We start from the raw sequence: 21,270 nt of genomic DNA, 5'->3' as shown, positions 1-21,270 counted from the left end.
CGACCGGCACGAAAAATGTTCTGGAAGATCATGAGTTACCGAACTCCCGGTCAAAGACGTCCAGTAGTTCATCGGTGGAGGCGTCCCGGATATCGCTGTCCGTGTCGTCGCCGTATTCCGCCGCATCGCCGTCGCGGTACTGGCTCAGCGCACGCTCCAGCCGCTTGGTGATTTCCCTTCGGTCACCGCTCTCCGTGTGCAGCATCGAGAGACCGGCTTCCAGCTTTTCGATGGTGGCCAGCACCGTCGCGACCGGGTCGGGTTCATGCGCCACCACCTCGTCGAGGATGTGGCCCGCGAGCGCGGCGGAGGTCGGATAGTCGAAGATCAGGGTGGCCGGCAGCCGCAGACCGGTGGCGGTGTGCAACCGGTTGCGCAGTTCCACCGCGGTCAGCGAGTCGAAGCCCAGCTCGGTGAACTGCTGCTCCGCCTTCATCTTCGCGGTCTCCGCATGTCCGAGGACCGCGGCGACATGGGTGCGCACCAGATCGAGCACCATGCCGGACCGTTCGGCCGGCGGTACCGACCCCAGCCGCTCGCCCAGCGATACCTCCGCCACGGCCGGACCGGCTGCCGCCGCCCGCCGTGCGGGTGCCCGCACCACACCGCGCAGCACCGCGGGGATGTCCCCCGAGGCCGCCAGTTTCCGCGGGTCCAGGTCCATCGGGAGCACCACGGCCGGACCGGCCACGGTGGCCGCGTCGAGCAGTGCCACGCCCGCTTCGGAGGACAGCGGTACGAGCCCGCCGCTCCCGATGCGCCGCAGATCGGCCTCTCCGAGCTTGCCGGTCATCCCGCTGCTCTGCGCCCACAGGCCCCAGGGCAACGAGACCGCGGGGAGCCCCTCCGCCCTCCGGTGCGCGGCGAGCGCGTCCAGGAAGGTGTTGGCGGCGGCGTAGTTGCCCTGTCCCGGGGCGCCGAGGATGCCGGCGACCGAGGAGAACAGGACGAACGCGGACAGGTCGTGTTCCCGGGTGAGCTCGTGCAGGTTCCAGGCCGCGTCGATCTTGGGGCTCAGCACACGGTCCACCCGGTCGGGGGTCAGCGAGGTGATCACCCCGTCGTCCGTGACTCCGGCGGTGTGCACCACCGCGGTCAGCGGAGCCTCCTCAGGAATACCGGCCAGCACTCCGGCGAGGGCGTCCCGGTCGGCCGCATCGCAGGCGAGGATCTCCACCCGGGCACCGGCTTCGGTGAGTTGGGCCCGCAGTTCCCCGGCGCCCGCGGCCGTCGGGCCGCTGCGGCTGGTCAGCAGCAGGTTCCGTACGCCGTGTGCGGTCACCAGGTGCCGCGCGACCTCGGCGCCCAGTACACCGGTACCGCCGGTGATCAGCACGGTGCCCGCGGTGTTCCACACGGGCGCGCCGTCCTGCCCGGCCGGTTCGAGCGCCGAGAGGCGGGGCACCGAGAGGACTCCCCGGCGGATCGCGGCCTGCGGTTCACCGGCGGCGATCAGCGCGGGCAGCTTCGCCAGCGAGGCGTCCTCGTCGTCGAGGTCGGCCAGCACGATCCGGTCCGGATGCTCCGACTGCGCGGAACGGATGAGGCCCCAGACCGGCGTGGTCGCCAGGTCAGCCGGTGCCCGGTCGAGTGAGACCGCTCCCCGGGTGAGGACGACCAGCCGGGCGCCTTCGAGGCGTTCCTCGGCCAGCCAGGCCTGGACCGCGCCGAGGACACGGTGCACCGCCGCGCGGGCGGCGGCCGGCGTCGCGTCGGCCGCGGACACCGGCACCGATACCGGCAGCACCACCACGTCCGGTGCCGGGTCCTGGCCCGCGGCCTTCGCCGGCTCCGGGCAGGTACTGACGTCCACACCCGCCCGCCGCAAGGGTTCGGCGATCTTCTCGGCGTCCGGGCCGACCACGGTCCAGCTACCGGATACGGGTTCGGCGGCTTCCTCGACGACGTTCCAGCCGAGTTCGTACAGCGATCCGCGCCGCGTGGTGGTGCCGAGCTGTTCGGCCGGCACCGGTCGGGTCACCAGAGAATCGATGGTGGCCACCGGCGCACCGGTCTCGTCGGCCACCAGGACCCGCACCCCGCCGTCCCCGGCCGGGGAGAGCCGCACCCGCAGTGCGGTCGCACCGACGGCGTGCAGCCGCACCCCGGTCCAGGCGAACGGCAGCCCCGATGCGGCGTCGTCGAGCAGTCCGACGGTCTGCAGCGCGGCATCGAGCAGGGCCGGGTGCAGTGCGAACTTCGCCGCCTCGGCGGCCGTGTCCTCAGGGAGGGCCACCTCGGCGAACACCTCGTCACCGCGTCGCCAGGCCGCACGCAGCCCCTGGAACGCCGGCCCGTACGCGAAGCCGGCGGTGACCAGTTCCTCGTAGAACCCGTCCACCGGAATGCTCTCGGCATCCGCAGGCGGCCAGACGGTCTCGTCGAAGCGCACCGGTGTATCCGTGGCAGCGGTCAGTGTGCCGCTGGCGTTGCGGGTCCACTCCTGGTCGGGCTCGTTCTCGTTCCGGGAGAGCACCGCGAGTTCGCGGCGGCCGTCCTCGGCCGACTCCTCGCCCACCGTCACACGAAGCTGCATTCCGCCGTGCGGCGGGAGAATCAGCGGGGCGTGCAGGGTGAGTTCGTCCAGGAGATCGCAGCCGACCTGGTCCCCCGCCTGGATGGCGAGTTCGACCAGCGCGGTTCCCGGCAGCAGGACGGTGTCCATGATGGCGTGATCGGCCAGCCAGGGGTGCGTGGTCAGGGAGAGCCGCCCGGTGAGGACCACGGCATCCGGCAGAGTGACCGCGGCACCGAGCAGCGGATGGTCCGCGGCGCCCAGCCCGATCGAGGACACATTTCCGCTCCCCGTGGTGGCCTGCAGCCAGTAGTTCTGCCGCTGGAAGGCGTAGGTGGGCAGCGCCACCCGACGCGCGCCCGGGAACAGCGGGACCCAGTCCACCGCGGCGCCACGGGCCCACAGCCCGCCCAGTGCGTCGATCAGCGCTCCGGGTTCGGGGCGGTCCTTGCGCAGGCTCGGCTGGAGGGTGACGGTCTCCGGCAGAGTGTCCTGCCCCATGGCGGAGAGCACACCGTCCGGGCCCAGTTCGAGGAAGGTGGTCACGCCGTCGTCGTACGCGGCCTGAATACCGTCGTGGAAACGGACGGCCTCACGGACATGCCGCACCCAGTACTCCGGGTCGCGGAGCTCGACGGGCTCGGCGAGACGACCGGTGACATTGGAGACCACCGGCAACTGCGCGTCGGAGTACGTGAGTTGCTCCAGGACCGTACGGAAGTCCGCCAGCATCGGCTCCATGAGCGGTGAGTGGAAGGCGTGGCTCACGCGCAGCCGCTTGACCTTGCGGCCCTCGGCCTCCAGGGCGGTGATGACCTCTTCCACCGCGGCCTCCGCGCCCGAGAGCACGACGGACTCGGGACCGTTGACGGCAGCGATGCCGACCTGCTCCCGGCCCTCCAGCAGCGGTGTTACGTCGTCCTCGGAGGCACGCACCGACACCATGACACCGCCGGCCGGGAGGGCCTGCATCAGCCGCCCACGCGCCGCGACCAGCTTCGCCGCATCCGCCAGCGACCAGACACCCGCGAGATGAGCCGCCGTGACCTCACCGATGGAGTGGCCCAGCAGCACTGCGGGAGTCACACCATGGGATTCGACGAGACGGAAGAGGGAGACCTCCAGTGCGAACAGTGCCGCCTGGGCGTACTGCGTCTGATCGAGCAGGTCTCCCTCGCCCCAGACCACCTCGCCCAGCGGCCGCGGCAGCAGACCATCCAGCTCCGCACACACCTCATCCCAGGCCCGAGCAAACACCGGATAGGTCTCATACAGCTCCCGGCCCATCCCCAGCCGCTGCGCACCCTGACCCGTGAACAGCACACCGACCCGGCCATCGCCGGCGAGCGCTGTGGGGCGCTCACCCGCGGCCAGTCGTCCGGCCGCGCCCAGCAGGGCATCCCGGTCGGCTCCCGTGATGACCGCGCGGTGCTCCAGAGCCGCTCGGGTGGTGGCCAGCGAGAACCCGATGTCGGCCGGGGCCAGTTCCGGGTGGTCGGCTGCAAAGTCCACCAGCCGCTCCGCCTGCGCGTACAGGGCGTCCTGCGTACGTGCGGAGAGCACCCAGGACAGCGCACCGGCCGTCCCGGTCTCGGAGGATTCGGCCTCGACGGTTTCGGCCTCGACGGTTTCGGTCGGGGCGGTCTCGGTCAGGGCGGTCGGCGCGGGTTCGGTCTTGGCGGTTTGGGTCTTGGCGGGTTCGTCCACGGGAGCCTGCTCAAGGATGACGTGGGCGTTGGTGCCGCTGATCCCGAACGCGGAGATACCGGTCCGGCGCGGGCGGCCGGTCTCCGGCCACTTCCGTGTCTCGGTGAGCAGCTCCACCGCGCCCGCGGACCAGTCGACGTGCGGGGTGGGCTCGTCCACGTGCAGGGTCTTGGGCAGCAGCCCCTGCTGCAGCGCGAAGACCATCTTGATGATGCCGGCCGCACCGGCGGCGGCCTGGGTGTGACCGATGTTGGACTTGACCGCGCCGAGCAACAGTGGCTGGTCGGCGGGCCGGTTCTGCCCGTACGTGGCGAGCAGCGCCTGGGCCTCGATCGGGTCGCCCAGCGTCGTGCCGGTGCCGTGGGCCTCCACCGCGTCCACCTCGGACGGTTCGAGTCCGGCGTTGGCGAGTGCCTTCCGGATCACCCGCTGCTGCGAGGGACCGTTGGGGGCGGTGAGACCGTTGGACGCACCGTCCTGGTTCACCGCCGAACCCCGCACCACCGCCAGGATCGGATGCCCGTTGCGCCGGGCGTCCGACAGCCGCTCCACCAGCACCATGCCGGCGCCTTCGGCCCAGCCGGTGCCGTCCGCGGCGGCGGCGAACGGCTTGCAGCGGCCGTCCGACGCAAGACCGCGCTGGCGGGAGAACTCCACGAAGTTGCCCGGGGTGGCCATGACGCAGACACCGCCGGCCAGGGCCATCGAGCACTCCCCGGAGCGCAGCGCCTGGATCGCCAGGTGCAGTGCCACCAGTGACGAGGAGCAGGCCGTGTCCACGGTCACCGCGGGCCCTTCGAGGCCGAGTGAGTAGGAGATGCGGCCGGAGAGCACGCTGCCCGCGCCACCGGTGGTCAGGTAGCCCTCGATGTCCTCGGGTACGTTTCCGTCGGCGGGCGCATAGTCGTGGTAGTTGATCCCGGTGAACACCCCTGTCTGGCTACCGCTCAGGGCCAGCGGGTCGATGCCCGCGTGCTCGAACGTCTCCCAGGCGGCCTCCAGCAGGATCCGCTGCTGCGGGTCTGCAGCCAGGGCCTCCCTGGGGCTGATCCCGAAGAAGCCGGCATCGAACTCGCCCGCGTCGTAAAGGAATCCGCCCTGCTGGGTGATGCTCTTCCCGGTTTCGGCGGAATCGCTGCCGAACAGGTTGTCCAGGTCCCAGCCGCGGTTGACGGGGAAGCCGGAGATGGCGTCCCCACCGCTGGTCACGAGCTGCCACAGGTCGTCCGGGGATGCCACCCCGCCGGGGTAGCGGCAGGCCATGCCGACGATCACGATGGGGTCGTCGTCGACCGGCCGGGCCACCGGGACCGTGGCGACCGGTGCGGCCACTGTGCCCAGCAGTTCCTCGCGCACATAGCGGGCGAGGGATTCCGGGTTCGGGTAGTCGAAGATCAGCGTGGCCGGCAGGGTCAGCCCGGTGGCCGCGTTCAGCCGGTTCCGCAGTTCGACCGCGGTGAGCGAATCGAAGCCGAGTTCCTTGAAGGCCCGAGTGGTCCCCACGGCGTCGCCGCCGTCGTAGCCGAGTACGGCGGAGGCCTGCCGGCGGACCAGGTCCACCAAGGTCCGCTCGCGCTCCGCCTCGGTCATCGGGCGCAGTCGCTCGGCGAGGGTGTCGGCCGTGGCGCTGCCGGTGGCCACGGCACGGCGCCGGACCCGTACAAGGCTGCGCAGGAGCGACGGGACCTCGCCGGTGGCGGCGATGGTGTTCAGGTCGAGGTGTGCGGACAGCGCAACCGTCTGCCCCATGGCCATGACCGCGTCGAACAGCGCGGTGCCTTCGGCCTGGCCGAGCGGGATGAGCCCGCCCCGGGCCATACGCCGCAGGTCGGTGTCGCTCAACTGCCCGGTCATGCCGCTGGCGTCCGCCCACAGGCCCCAGGCCAGGGAAGTACCCGGCTGTCCAGTGAGGCGACGGTGCTGAGCAAGCGCATCCAGGAACGTGTTCGCCGCCGCGTAACTGCCCTGTCCGGCACTACCGAGCACACCCGCAGCCGACGAGAAGAGGACGAACGCCGTCAGGTCCAGGTCCTGTGTCAGCTCGTGCAGATTCCAGGCCGCGTCGACCTTCGGCCGCAGAACGGTGTCGACGCGTTCAGGGGTCAGCGACCCGATGACGCCGTCGTCCAGGACGCCGGCCGTGTGCACCATGCCGGTCAGCGGCATGTCGGCGGGGATGCCGGCCAGCAGCGCCGCCAGTGCCTCCCGGTCAGCGGCGTCACAGGCCGCGATCTCAACCCGGGCACCCAGGTCCGTCAGCTCGGACTGCAACTCACGGGCGCCGTCAGCCTCCAGGCCGCGACGGCTTGTCAACACCAGGCTGCGGACGCCGTGTTCAGCGATCAGATGCCGGGCGAACAGCGCACCCAGCGTTCCCGTACCACCGGTGATCAATACCGTGCCCTCGGGGTCCCACACCGGCGCACTGTCCGCATCCGACGACGCCGACCGCGCGAGCCTCGGCACGGAGACAACCCCGTCGCGGACCGCCAACTGCGGCTCACCGGAAGCAACCGCCGCGGCGATGGCCTCCACCGAGGTCTGACGCTCATCAAGGTCGAGGAGGATGAACTGGTCCGGGTTCTCGGTCTGCGCGGAGCGCAGCAGGCCCCATACCGCAGCACCCACCGCGTCCAGTGGCTCCCCCGCCACCGAAACGGCACCGCGAGTCGCCACTATCAGCTTCGAACGGACACAACGCTCATCGGCCAGCCAGGACTGAACCGTCTCCAGCACCCGGCCCACCACGGCACGCACCGCCGCCGGAACCTCCAACGCACCATCCGCACCCTCCGAGCCCTCCGCGCCAGGCACCGCAAGCACCACACACTCCGGCACCTCCACGAGGTCACTCAGCACGTCCGCAGTCGACGCGCCCAACGCCGCAGCCAACGCCACGTCATCGCCCAGCACCGCCCACGAACCCGCCACCGGCCCGGACCCGAGCGGCAACACCGACCACTCCACCCCGAAGAGCGAATCCCGGTGACCCGGGCCGGCAACAGCAACTTCCTCCTCGGAGACCGCAGTCCAGGTGATGGATTCGGCCGCGGCGACCACCTCGCCCTCGTGGTCGGCTGCGACGAGGGCGTAACCGTCCCCAACGCTTGAGAGCTTGACCCGCAGTGAGGTCGCGCCCTCGGCGAACAGCGTCACACCGGTCCACTGAGTGGCGAGTTTTGTCCCGTCCACGGCTTCCTGGTGGGTGACCGGGTGCAGCGCGGCGTCGAACAGAGCAGGGTGCAGACCAAATCGGCCCGCCTCGCCCTCGTTCTCCTCCGTCAGGGCAACCTCGGCGAACAGGTCCGTGCCGCGACGCCAGGCCGCCCGCACGTTCTCGAATACTGGGCCATGGGTGATACCTGCAGCGGCGAGATCGTCGTAGAGCCCATCCACCGTCAGGGTGTCGGCTCCCGCCGGGGGCCAGGCAGCTTCATCGAAAGCGACCGGTGCAGCTCCCGCTGCCAGTACACCGGTGGCGTGCCGGGTCCACGGCAGATCGGCTTCGGCGTCCTCATTGCGGGAGAACACCGCCAGCTCCCGGCGCCCGCCCGCATCGGACTCGCCGACGGTGACACGGAGCTGGATCCCACCGCCTTCCGGCAGAAGGGGCGGAACGAGGACGGTGAGTTCTTCCAGACGGTCGCAGCCGACCTGGTCCCCGGCCCGAATGGCCAGCTCGACCAGCGCCGAACTCGGCAGCACCACGGCGCCGAGTACGGAGTGATCGGCAAGCCAGGGGTGCGTGGCCAGCGACAGCCGCCCGGTGAACAGGTAGCCATCGGACTCGGGCAGGGCCACAGCGGCGCCCAGCAGCGGATGCTGAGAGTCCGCCTGGCCGAGGCCCGAGGCGTCACCGGCCGCGACCACCGTGGCGGGCCAGTAGCGCTTGTGCTGGAAGGCGTAGGTGGGCAGGTCGACCCGGCGTCCGGCCGGCAGCAGGGTGCTCCAGTCCACCGGGACGCCATGCGCCCAGAGCTGGCCGAGCGACTGCGCGAATCTGGACCAGCCACCCTCCTCACGACGCAGGGTTCCCGTCACTACGACGGGGCTGCCTCCCTTTTGCGCGGTGTCTTCGATTCCCGGCGTCAGGACGGGGTGCGCACTGCACTCCACGAATACGCCGTGCCCATCGGCCAGCAGCGCCTGAATCGCTTCCTCGAACCGCACCGTGTTACGGAGATTCTCGAACCAGTAGCCGGCGTCCAGCTCCTCGTCAGAGATGAGTGCGGCGTTCACTGCAGAGTAGAACGGAATCCGGCCTTCACCAGGGCTCACCTCGGCCAGGACGGTGGCGAGCTCCTCACGCAGCTCCTCGACCTGGGCACCGTGCGAGGCGTAATCCACCGGGATCTGCCGGGCCCGTACCTCCTGCTCAGCGCACTCCGCCAACAACTCCTGAAGTGCCTCAGGTTCACCTGAAACCACAGTCGACGACGGGCCGTTGATAGCAGCCACGGACAGCCGCTCGCCCCACTTGGCGATGCGATCCTGCACCGCCTCACGCGAGCCGGCAACCGACACCATGCCACCGCGCCCGGCGAGAACCCGTCCGATGGCCTGACTGCGCAGTGCCACCACCCGGGCACCATCACGCAGCGACAAAATCCCCGCCACGCAAGCCGCGGCAATCTCACCCTGAGAGTGACCCACCACAGCAGCAGGCACCACACCGCAGTCCTCCCAGACCGCAGCCAGCGAGACCATCACCGCCCACAACACAGGCTGAACCACATCAACCCGCGCCAGCATGTCCTCATCCGAATCCGACAGCACAGCCATCAGATCCCAGGACACGAACTCCGACAGCGCCGCACCACACTCAGCCATCCGGCCCGCGAACACCGGGGAGGTAGCGAGCAGTTCATCCGCCATGCCCAACCACTGCGAACCCTGACCAGGGAACACCAGCACCGCACCAGAAGCCGCCGTAGCCGCCACACTGCCGCGCACCACACCCGGCCCCTCCAGGCCACCAGCGAGACCACGCAAACCACTCAGCAACTGATCCTTCTCAGCGCCGACCACCACAGCCCGGTGCTCCAACTCCGCCCGCGTGCTCAGCAGAGAGAACCCGACATCAGCCAGACCCAGCTCCGGGCGGTCTTCCACAAAGGACGCCAACCGGCCCGCCTGAGCCGCCAACGCCTCCTCCGAACGCGCCGACAGCACCCACGGAACCACGACCCCAGCAGGCTCACCCTGAACCGACTCCGCCGGCGTCTCGTCAGGTGCCTGCTCCAGCACCACATGGGCGTTCGTCCCGCTGATGCCGAACGACGACACACCCGCTCGGCGGGGACGGCCGGTGTCCGGCCACTCGCGCGCCTCGGCGAGCAGTTCGACCGCGCCGGAAGCCCAGTCCACATGCGGGGAGGGCTCGTCCACGTGCAGCGACTTGGGCAGGACGCCCCGCTGCATCGCAAGGATCATCTTCATCACGCCGGCGGCGCCGGCCGCGGCCTGGGTGTGCCCGATGTTGGACTTGATGGAGCCCAGCCACAGCGGCCGGTCCTCCGGGCGGTCCTGGCCATAGGTGGCCAGCAGCGCCTGGGCCTCGATCGGGTCACCGAGCCGCGTACCGGTGCCGTGCGCCTCCACCGCGTCCACCTCGGACGGGGACAGCCGTGCACCGGCGAGGGCCTGCCGGATCACCCGCTGCTGCGAGGGGCCGTTGGGGGCGGTCAGACCGTTGGACGCACCGTCCTGGTTCACCGCCGAGCCCCGGACGACCGCCAGGACACGATGGCCGTTGCGCCGGGCGTCCGAGAGGCGCTCCACGAGCAGCATGCCGACGCCCTCGCCCCAGCCCGTACCGTCCGCGGCCGCGGCGAACGGCTTGCAGCGGCCGTCCGCGGACAGGCCGCGCTGGCGGGAGAAGTCGATGAACGTATCCGGGGTGGCCATCACGGTCACCCCGCCGGCCAGGGCCAGCGAGCACTCCCCGGACCGCAGCGCCTGCACCGCGAAGTGCAGGGCCACCAGGGAGGAGGAGCAGGCCGTGTCCACGGTGACCGCGGGTCCTTCGAAGCCGAAGGAGTAGGCCAGCCGGCCGGACGTCACGCTGCCTGAGTTGCCGGTGCCCATGAAGCCTTCGACGCCCTCGCCCACGGACTGCAGCTGGTGGACGTAGTCGTGGTACATGAGCCCGGCGTACACGCCGGTCGGGGTGCCGCGCAGGGTGGTCGGGTCGATGCCCGCGCTCTCCAGGGCCTCCCAGGACGTTTCCAGCAGGAGGCGCTGCTGCGGGTCCATGGCCAGGGCCTCGTTCGGGCTGATCCCGAAGAAGGTGGGATCGAAGTCCGCGGCGCCGTCCAGGAAACCTCCCTCGCGTGTGTACGAGGTGCCCTGGTGGTCGGGGTCCGGGTGATACAGGGCGTCGAGGTTCCAGCCGCGGTCGCCGGGGAAGGCGGAGATGCCGTCCTGCCCGGATTCCAGCATGCGCCAGAGATCCTCGGGGCTGTGGACGTTCCCGGGGAGGTGGCAGGCCATACCGATGATGGCGATGGGTTCGTCCACCGTCGTGCCGGTGGCGACGCTGGTGACCGCCTGCTGATCCCGGTCCCCGACCAGCTCGTCGCGCAGATGGTCCAGCAGCGCTGCCGGGGTCGGGTAGTCGAACACCAAGGTGGCGGGAAGCCGGAGGCCGGTGGCCGAGTTGAGCCGGTTCCGGAGTTCGACCGCGGTCAGCGAGTCGAATCCGAGGTCCTTGAATACCTGGTCGATACGGACCGCACCGGAGTTCTCGTAGCCCAGTACGGCCGCCACCTGCGTGGTCACCAGGTCGAGCAGCAGCTCCTCGCGCTCCTCGACGGGCAGGCCGAGCAGGCGGTCGCCCAGCGAACCGGCTGAGGTGGCCTCGGCGGCGGTGCGACGTACGGGAGCCCGCACCACTCCGCGCAGGATCGCCGGCACCGCGCCGGAGGCGGCGAGCGCCCGCGCGTCCAGTCGGATCGGTGCGACCACGGCCTCACCGGCGCCGACGGCCGCGTCGAACAGCGCGGTGCCATCGGCCGCCGAGATCGGCAGGAACCCGTCCGCGGCCATCCGCCGCAGATGGGTGTCGTCGACCTGGCCGGTCATGCCGCTGGTGTCCGCCCACGGCCCCCAGGCCAGGGACACACCCGTCAGCCCCGCAGCGTGGCGGTGCTGGGCGAGCGCGTCGAGGAAGGAGTTGGCCGCGGCGTAGTTGCCCTGTCCGGCGCTGCCGAGCACAGCGGCAGCCGACGAGAACAGGACGAACGCCGACAGGTCCAGGTCCTGGGTCAGCTCATGCAGATTCCAGGCCGCATCCACCTTCGGCCGCAGAACGGCATGGACGCGCTCCGGGGTCAGCGACCCGATCACGCCGTCGTCCAAGACACCTGCCGTGTGCACCACGCCGGTCAGCGGCGCCTCCGCCGGGATGCCGGCCAGCACCTCGCCGAGCGCCTCCCGGTCAGCCGCGTCACACGCCACGACCTCGACCCGGGCACCCAGCTCGGACAGTTCGGACTGCAACTCCCTTGCGCCGTCAGCCTCCAGCCCGCGACGACTGGTCAACACCAGGCTGCGAACGCCGTGTTCGGCCACCAGGTGCCGGGCGAACAGGGCACCCAGGTTCCCGGTGCCACCGGTGATCAGCACCGTGCCCTCGGTGTCCCACACCGGCGCACCGTCCGCCCCGGACGACACGGTCCGCGCCAGCCGCGGCACGGAGACAACCCCGTCCCGGACCGCCAACTGCGGCTCACCCGAGGCCACGCCCGCACGGACGGCCTCCAGCGAACCCGCCGCACCGTCCACATCGACCAGAAAGAACCGGCCCGGATTCTCCGACTGCGCCGACCGCACCAGCCCCCACACGGCGGCCGACGCCACATCGACCGGCTCGCCGGCCACCGAGACAGCGCCCCGGGTCACCACCACCAGCGTCGAACCGTCGGACCGCTCATCCGCCAACCACTGCTGCACCCGCTGCAACACCCCGGTCGTGGCCCCGCGCACCGAGCCCGGAACTCCCGCGCTCGCGCCCGTCTCCACTTCCGGGGACCACGCCACATGACCGGGCACAACCTCCGCAGCCGGATCCAGGACCCCCACACCCAGACCAGCCGCCAGCACCACATCCTCGTCGGCCACCGCCCACGAGCCGTCAACGTCCCCCGCGGGCAAGGCAACCTGCGCCCACTCCACCCCGAACAACGCATCCTGGTGTGTGCCACCAGCACGCACGAGCTGCCCGGCGGCGGGCACCGGCCGGGTGGTCAGGGAGTCGATGGTGGCCACCGGGGCGCCGGTGTCATCGGCCGCCAGGATCCGTATCCCACCGTCACCCGTCGGCGTCAGCCTGGCGCGCAAGGAGGCCGCGCCAACGGCGTGCAGACGCACTCCTGCCCAGGCGAACGGCAGACCGGGACCGTCCGTGCCGAGTTCCTCGCTCAGGCCGAAGGTCTGCAGTACGGCATCGAGCAGGGCCGGGTGCAGCCCGAACTCCCCCGCCTCCTCGGCCGCGTCCTCAGGCAGCGCGACCTCGACGAACACCTCCCCGCCGCGTCGCCAGGCAGCCCGTACCCCTTGGAACACCGGGCCGTAGCCGAATCCGGCGGCGACGAGTTCCGCGTAGAAGCCGTCCACGGAGACGGTCTCGGCTCCGGCCGGAGGCCAGGACGCTTCACCGAGGTCAGGAACCGGGGCGGCACCCGCAGTGGTCAGCGTCCCCAGCGCGTGCTGGGTCCACGGCTCCTCGCTGTCCTCGCCACGGGAGAACATGGCCAGCTCGCGTCGGCCGTGAGCGTCCGGGCCACCCACGGTGATCTGGATCTGGATCCCGCCGTGCGACGGGATGATCATGGGCGCCTGAAGGGTCAGTTCCTCCAGCAGATCGCAGCCGACCTGGTCCCCGGCCCGGATGGCCAGCTCGACCAGCGCGGTTCCGGGCACCAGGACGGTGTCCATGACGGCGTGGTCGGCCAGCCAGGGGTGGGTGGCCAGAGACAGCCGGCCGGTGAAGAGGAAACCGTCGGACCCGGGCAGCGGCACCGCGGCACTCAGCAGCGGGTGGTCCGCCGCCCCCAGACCGGCGGAGGTCATATCGCCCGCGACCACGCCGCCGCGGTCCAGCCAGTACCGCTGCCGCTGGAACGCGTAGGTGGGCAGCGCCACCCGACGGGCGCCGGGGAAGAACGTCGCCCAGTCCACCACGACACCCCGGGCGTAGACGGCGCCCAGCGCCTGGAGAACTGCTTCCGGCTCGGACCGGTTCTTGCGCAGGCTCGGCTGCAGGGTGGCGGTCTCCGGCAGAGTGTCCTGACCCATGGCGGACAGCACGCCGTCGGGGCCGAGTTCGAGGAAGGTGGTCACGCCGTCGGCGTGCGCGGCCTGAATACCGTCGTGGAAACGGACGGCCTCGCGGACGTGGCGTACCCAGTACTCCGGGTCGCGGAGCTCAGCGGGCTCGGCGAGACGACCGGTGACATTGGAGACCACCGGCAACTGAGCCTCGGAGTACGTGAGTTGCTCCAGGACCGTACGGAAGTCCGCCAGCATCGGCTCCATGAGCGGCGAGTGGAAGGCGTGGCTCACGCGGAGCCGCTTGACCTTGCGGCCCTCGGCCTCCAGAGCGGCGGTGAGCGTCTCCAACTCGGCCTCGGCACCCGAAAGCACGACGGACTCGGGGCCGTTGACCGCCGCGATCCCGACCCGCTCCCGGCCCTCCAGCAGCGGTACGACCTCGTCCTCCGACGCCCGCACCGACACCATGACGCCACCGGACGGCAGCGCCTGCATCAGCCGCCCACGCGCCGCGACCAGCTTCGCCGCATCCGCCAGCGACCAGACACCCGCCAGATAGGCAGCCGTCACCTCACCGATGGAGTGACCCAGCAACACATCCGGCGTCACGCCATGGGACTCGACGAGACGGAAGAGGGAGACCTCCAGTGCGAACAGCGCCGACTGGGCGTACTGCGTCTGGTCGAGAAGCCCCTCCTGCCCATCGTCGGCCGCCGCCCAGACCACCTCACTCAGCGGCCGCGGCAGCAGACCATCCAGCTCCGCACACACCTCATCCCAGGCCCGAGCGAACACCGGATAGGTCTCATACAACTCACGACCCATCCCCAGCCGCTGCGCACCCTGACCGGTGAACAACACACCGACCCGGCCCTCACCAGCCACAGGACCAGCCACAGGACCAGTCACCGCAGACAGATTCCCCAGAGCCGCAAGCAGCGACTCCCGGTCCGCACCCGAGACCACAGCACGGTATTCCAGCCCCGCACGACTGGTCGCAAGAGAAAACCCGACGTCAGCCAGCCCCAGCTCCGCACGCCCCGACGCCCACGCCGCAAGCCGCTCCGCCTGACCCACCAACGCCTGCGGAGAACGAGCAGACAGCACCCACGGCACCGGCCCCGCCACCACCGCAGCAACCAACTCCGCCCGCTCCACCTCAGGCGCCTGCTCCAACACCACATGCGCATTCGTCCCACTGATGCCGAACGACGACACACCCGCCCGACGGGGACGGCCGGTGTCCGGCCACTCCTGTGCTTCCGCGAGCAGCTCGACAGCGCCCGCGGACCAGTCGACATGCGGGGTGGGCTCGTCCACGTGCAGGGTCTTGGGCAGGACCCCCTGTCGCATGGCGAGGATCATCTTCATCACGCCCGCGACACCGGCCGCGGCCTGGGTGTGTCCGAGGTTGGACTTGATCGCACCGAGCCACAGTGGCTGGCCGGCGGGCCGGTTCTGTCCGTACGTGGCGAGCAGCGCCTGGGCCTCGATCGGGTCGCCCAGCCGCGTACCGGTGCCGTGCGCCTCCACCGCGTCCACCTCGGACGGGGACAGCCCCGCACCCGCCAGCGCCTGTCGGATCACCCGCTGCTGCGAGGGTCCGTTCGGCGCGGTCAGACCGTTGGACGCACCGTCCTGGTTCACCGCCGAACCCCGCACCACCGCCAGGACCGTATGGCCGTTACGGCGGGCATCGGAGAGCCGCTCCACGAGCAGCATGCCGACGCCCTCGCCCCAGCCGGTACCGTCCGCGGCCGCGGCGAACGGCTTGCAGCGGCCGTCCGCCGCGAGACCGCGCTGCCGGGAGAAGTCGACGAAGGTGTCGGGAGTGGACATCACCGAGACACCGCCGGCCAGGGCCATCGAGCACTCCCCGGACCGCAGCGCCTGCATCGCCCAGTGCAATGCCACCAGCGAGGCCGAGCACGCCGTGTCCACGGTGACCGCGGGACCCTCGAAGCCGAACACGTACGAGACCCGGCCCGACACCACACTGGCCGAGGTTCCGGTGATCAGGTAGCCGTCCGCGTTGTCCGCACCCTGGGCGAGGACCGTGCCGTAGTCCTGGCCGTTGGTGCCGACGAAGACTCCGGCGTCGCTGCCGCGCAGGGTGGTCGGGTCGATGCCCGCGTTCTCCAGGGTCTCCCAGGAGGTCTCCAGCAGGAGCCGCTGCTGCGGATCCATCGCGGTCGCCTCACGCGGCGAGACCCCGAAGAAGCCGGCGTCGAATTCCCCGGCGTTGCCGAGGAAACCGCCCTCGCGCACATATGAGGTGCCCTTGTGCTCCGGGTCCGGGTGATACAGCCGCTCCACGTCCCAGCCACGGTCGGCAGGGAAGTCACCGATCGCATCGCCGCCACGTGCCAGCAGGTCCCACAGCGCCTCGGGGCTGTCGATGCCGCCGGGGAACCGGCAGGCCATCCCGACGATGGCGATGGGCTCGTCGTCCACGGCCGCCGTGGGCCGTACCGCGGGGAGGGCGGTCTGCCCTCCGAGCAGTTCCTCCCGGAGATGGCGCACCATCGCGCCCGGGGTGGGGTAGTCGAAGATCAGCGTGGCCGGAAGCCGCAGACCGGTGGCGTTGTCCATCCGGTTGCGCAGTTCCACCGCGGTGAGTGAATCGAACCCGAGGTCCTTGAACGCCCGGGACGCGTCGAGCCCACTGCTGCCGGAGTAGCCCAGCACCAGGGCGACCTGGGCGGTGACGAGATCCAGCAGAGCGCGGTCCTGATCTGCCTTCGTCAGCCCGGCGAGACGGTCCCGCAAGGTGTGACCCGCACCGCCGCCGGCCGCGGCGGTGCGCCGCCTCATCGGTACGAGGCCGTGCAGGATCGCCGGTACCGAGGGCGCGGCGGCAAGCGCCCGGAAGTCGAGGTGGATCGGTACGGCCAGCGACGGTTCCGCGCCGACCGCCGCGTCGAACAGGGCCACGCCGTCGGCCGTGGAGACCGGCAGCACACCGTCGGCCGCCATACGCCGCAGGTCGGTGTCGCTCAGCTGCCCGGTCATGCCGCTGGCGTCCGCCCACAGGCCCCAGGCCAGTGAGGTACCCGGCAGCCCCGCAGCACGGCGGTGCTGAGCGAGCGCGTCGAGGAAGGAGTTGGCCGCGGCGTAGTTGCCCTGTCCGGCGCTGCCGAGCACAGCAGCAGCCGACGAGAACAGGACGAACGCCGACAGGTCCAGGTCCTGGGTCAGCTCGTGCAGGTTCCAGGCCGCGTCGACCTTCGGCCGCAGAACGGTGTCGAGGCGCTCGGGGGTCAGCGAACCGATCACGCCGTCGTCCAGGACACCGGCCGTGTGCACCACGCCGGTCAGCGGCGTCTCGTCGGGGATACCGGCCAGCACCGCCGCCAGTGCCTCCCGGTCAGCGGCGTCACACGCGACGACCTCAACCCGGGCACCCAGATCCGTCAGCTCGGACTGCAACTCATGGGCGCCCGCGGCCTCCAGACCGCGACGGCTGGTCAACACCAGGCTGCGGACGCCGTGTTCAGCGATCAGATGCCGGGCGAACAGCGCACCCAGCGTTCCCGTGCCACCGGTGATCAGCACCGTACCCGTGGCATCCCACACCGGCGCACGCTCGGCCTCGGACGGAACAGCCCGAACCAGCCGCGGCACGGAAACAACCCCGTCCCGGACCGCCAACTGGTGCTCACCCGAAGCAGCCGCCGCGGCGATGGCGTCCACAGAGGTCTGACGCTCATCAAGGTCGAGGAGAACGAACTGGTCCGGGTTCTCGGTCTGCGCGGAACGCAGCAGACCCCATATCGCGGCACCCACCGCGTCCAGCGGCTCCCCCGCCACGGAAACGGCACCGCGGGTCGCCACTATCAGCTTCGAACGGACACAACGCTCATCGGCCAGCCAGGACTGAACCGTCTCCAGCACCCGGCCCACCACGGCACGCACCGCCGCCGGAACCTCCAGCGCACCCGCCACGCCACCCGAGCCATCCGCACCCTCCGCGCCAGGCACCGCAAGCACCACACACTCCGGCACCTCCACAAGCTCACCCAGCACGTCCGCAGCCGACGCACCCAACGCCGCAGCCAACGCCACGTCATCGCCCAGCACCGCCCACGAACCCGCCACCGGGCCAGAGCCGAGCGGCAACACCGACCACTCCACCCCGAAGAGCGAATCCCGGTGTCGCACATCGGTGTGCGCGAACTGCTCGGCGGAGACCGCCTCCCATGCCACCGCGTCCGCCGAGGCCACCAGGCCGCCGGCCTCGTCCGTCGCGGTCAGCGCATAGCCGGCACCGGTCTTGGTCAGCCGTACCCGCAACGACACGGCGCCGACCGCATGCAGCCGCACCCCGGACCAGGAGACCGGCAACCGCAGCTCGCCGGTCACCGGCTGCAGGGCCGCGTCCAGCAATGCCGGATGCAACCCGAACTCGCCCGCCTGATCGGCTGTTTCTTCGGGAAGCGCAACCTCGGCGAAGACTTCATCGCCACGACGCCACATCGCGCGCACGCCGCCGAACACCGGCCCATGCCCGAAGCCGGCCGCCGCCAGCTCCCCGTAGAGCCCCTCCACGGAGACGGCTTCCGCGTCGGCCGGTGGCCATACCGGCGCGTCGAAGCTCCCGGCGGGTGAACCGGCGGCCAGCACTCCGTCGGCATGCCGGGTCCAGGCCTCGTCCACCGCTTCCTCATCGCGGGCGAACACCGCAACCTCACGGCGACCGTCCACTCCGGACTGGCCGAGCGCGACCCGGAGCTGCACTCCGCCGCGCTCGGGCAAGATCAGCGGCGCCCGTACGGTGAGTTCCTCCAGCAGATCGCAGCCGACCTGGTCTCCGGCCCGGATGGCGAGTTCGACCAAGGCCGAGCCCGGCAGCACGGCAGCGCCGAGTACGGAGTGGTCGGCCAGCCAGGGGTGGGTGGCCAGGGAGAGCCGGCCGGTGAAGAGGAAGCCGTCCGAATCCGGCAGGGCGACGGCGGCGCTGAGCAGCGGATGGTCCGCGGGGCCCAGACCGGCAGAGGTCATATCGCCGGTGCCCACGCCACTGCGGTCCAGCCAGTACCGCTGCCGCTGGAAGGCATAGGTCGGCAGCGCCACCCGCCGCGCGCCGGGGAAGAACGTCGCCCAGTCCACCACGACACCCCGGGCATAGGCAGCGCCCAGCGCCTGGAGGACGGACTCCGGCTCGGACCGGTCCTTGCGCAGACCGGGAAGGAAGGCCGCGGGGGTGCCCTCGACCTCACGAAGGCAGTCCTGTCCCATGGCGGAGAGCACGCCGTCCGGGCCCAGTTCGAGGAAGGTGGTCACGCCGTCGGCGTACGCGGCCTGGATACCGTCATGGAAACGGACGGCCTCGCGGACATGCCGCACCCAGTACCCCGGGTCACGGAGCTCGACGGGCTCGGCGAGACGGCCGGACACATTCGACACCACCGGCAACTGCGCGTCGGAGAAGGTGAGTTGCTCCACAACCGCGCGGAATTCGGCCAGCATCGGCTCCATCAGCGGCGAGTGGAAGGCATGGCTCACCCGCAGCCGCTTGACCTTACGGCCCTCGGCCTCCAGGGCAGCAACGACCTGCTCGACCTCTGCCTCGGCACCCGAAAGCACGACGGACTCGGGGCCGTTGACCGCCGCGATCCCGACCTGCTCCCGGCCCTCCAGCAGCGGCGCGACCTCGTTCTCGGAGGCGCGCACCGACACCATGACGCCACCGGTCGGCAGCGCCTGCATCAGCCGCCCACGCGCCGCGACCAGCTTCGCCGCATCCGCCAGCGACCACACACCCGCCAGATAGGCAGCCGTCACCTCACCAATCGAGTGACCCAGCAGCACATCCGGCGTCACACCATGGGACTCGACGAGACGGTAAAGCGCGACCTCCAGTGCGAACAGCGCCGACTGGGCGTACTGCGTCTGGTCGAGCAGGTCTCCCTCTCCCCACACCACCTCTGCCAAGGGCACGGGCAGCAGACCATCCAGCTCCGCACACACCTCATCCCAGGCCCGAGCAAACACCGGATAGGTCTCATACAACTCACGACCCATCCCCAGCCGCTGCGCACCCTGACCGGTGAACAACACACCGACCCGGCCCTCACCAGCCACAGGACCAGCCACAGGGCCAGTCACCGCAGACAGACTCCCCAGAGCCGCAAGCAGCGACTCCCGGTCCGCACCCGAGACCACGGCACGGTATTCCAGCCCCGCACGACTGGTCGCAAGAGAAAACCCGACGTCAGCAAGCCCCAGCTCCGCACGCCCCGACGCCCACGCCGCAAGCCGCTCCGCCTGACCCGCCAACGCCTGCGGAGAACGAGCAGAAAGCACCCACGGCACCGGCCCCGCCACCACCGCAGCAACCGACTCCGCCGGCTCCACCTCAGGCGCCTGCTCCAGCACCACATGGGCGTTCGTCCCACTGATGCCGAACGACGACACACCCGCCCGACGGGGCTGATCGCTCTCGGGCCATTGCCTGGCCTCCGTCAGCAGCTCCACCGCGCCCGCGGACCAGTCCACATGTGACGACGGCTCGTCGATGTGCAGGCTCTTGGGCAGCACACCGTTCCGAAGCGCCATGACCATCTTGATGACACCGGCCGCACCGGCCGCGGCCTGGCTGTGTCCGATATTGGACTTGACCGTACCCAGCCACAGGGGCCGGTCTTCCGGGCGGTCCTGGCCATACGTGGCGAGCAGCGCCTGGGCCTCGATGGGGTCGCCGAGCGTCGTACCGGTGCCGTGCGCCTCCACCGCGTCCACCTGGCCGGCGGTCACGCCTGCGTTGGCGAGCGCCTGGTCGATGACGCGCTGCTGCGAGGGGCCGTTCGGCGCGGTCATGCCGTTGGACGCACCGTCCTGGTTCACCGCCGAACCCCGCACCACCGCAAGGATCGGATGACCGTTGCGCTCGGCGTCCGACAGCCGCTCCACCAGCAGTATTCCGGCGCCTTCGGAGAGCACCGTGCCGTCGGCACCCGTTCCGAACGCCCTGACCTCACCGCTGCGCGCCAGGTTCTGCTGGCGGCTGAAGTCGACGAAGGTGACCGGGGTGGACATCACGGTGACCCCGCCGGCCAGCGCCATCGAGCATTCGCCGGACCGCAGCGCCTGGATCGCGAGGTGGAGGGCGACCAGCGAGGAGGAACAGGCGGTGTCCACCGATACGGCCGGACCTTCAAGTCCGAACAGATAGGCAACCCGGCCGGAGAAAATGCTGCCGTCGGAACCGCTGCCGAGAAAGGCAGCCACTTCCTCCGACGCGCCGGAAACCCCGGTGCCGTAGTCGTGGTACATGACTCCGGCGAAGACCCCGGTTTTGCTCCCCTTCAGCGAGAGGGGGTCGATCCCGGCGCCTTCGATGGCTTCCCAGGACACCTCCAGCATCAGCCGCTGCTGCGGGTCCATGGCCAGCGCTTCGCGCGGGGAGATGCCGAAGAATGCCGGGTCGAACTCCGCGGCCTCGTGCAGGAATCCGCCCTGGCGGACGTAAGAGGTACCGCGGTTCCCGGGGTCCGGGTTGTAGAGCGAATCGATATCCCAGCCACGGTCGGCGGGGAAGTCGGTGATGCCGTTCTCGCCCTGGGAGACCAGGTCCCAGAGATCCTCCGGCGACGACACCCCGCCCGGGTACCGGCAGGCCATTCCGACGATCGCGATCGGCTCGGATTCGAGCTCCCAGACGCGACGGCGGCTCTCTCGCAGGTCGATCGCCGCCTGCTTCAGATACTCGACAAGCTTCTCGTTGTTCGTCACCTGCACCGGCCCCCTCAGGCTGGAAAGAATGTGGACAGAAT

General features: G+C 70.6%; 1 protein-coding gene. It reads right to left on the bottom strand.

The genetic code is table 11. From position 1 onward, the window contains the following. Positions 1-28: 28 nt before the first annotated feature. On the bottom strand, positions 29-21,229 hold the full coding sequence (locus tag STRNI_RS35845) for an SDR family NAD(P)-dependent oxidoreductase (protein ID WP_338149796.1): 21,201 nt from the start codon (positions 21,227-21,229) through the stop codon (positions 29-31). Between the last annotated feature and the right edge of the window lie 41 nt (positions 21,230-21,270).

It is taken from the genome of Streptomyces nigrescens (assembly GCF_027626975.1).
GTDB classification, from domain to species: Bacteria; Actinomycetota; Actinomycetes; order Streptomycetales; family Streptomycetaceae; genus Streptomyces; species Streptomyces nigrescens.
This window is presented reverse-complemented; position numbering and strand designations above follow the sequence as displayed.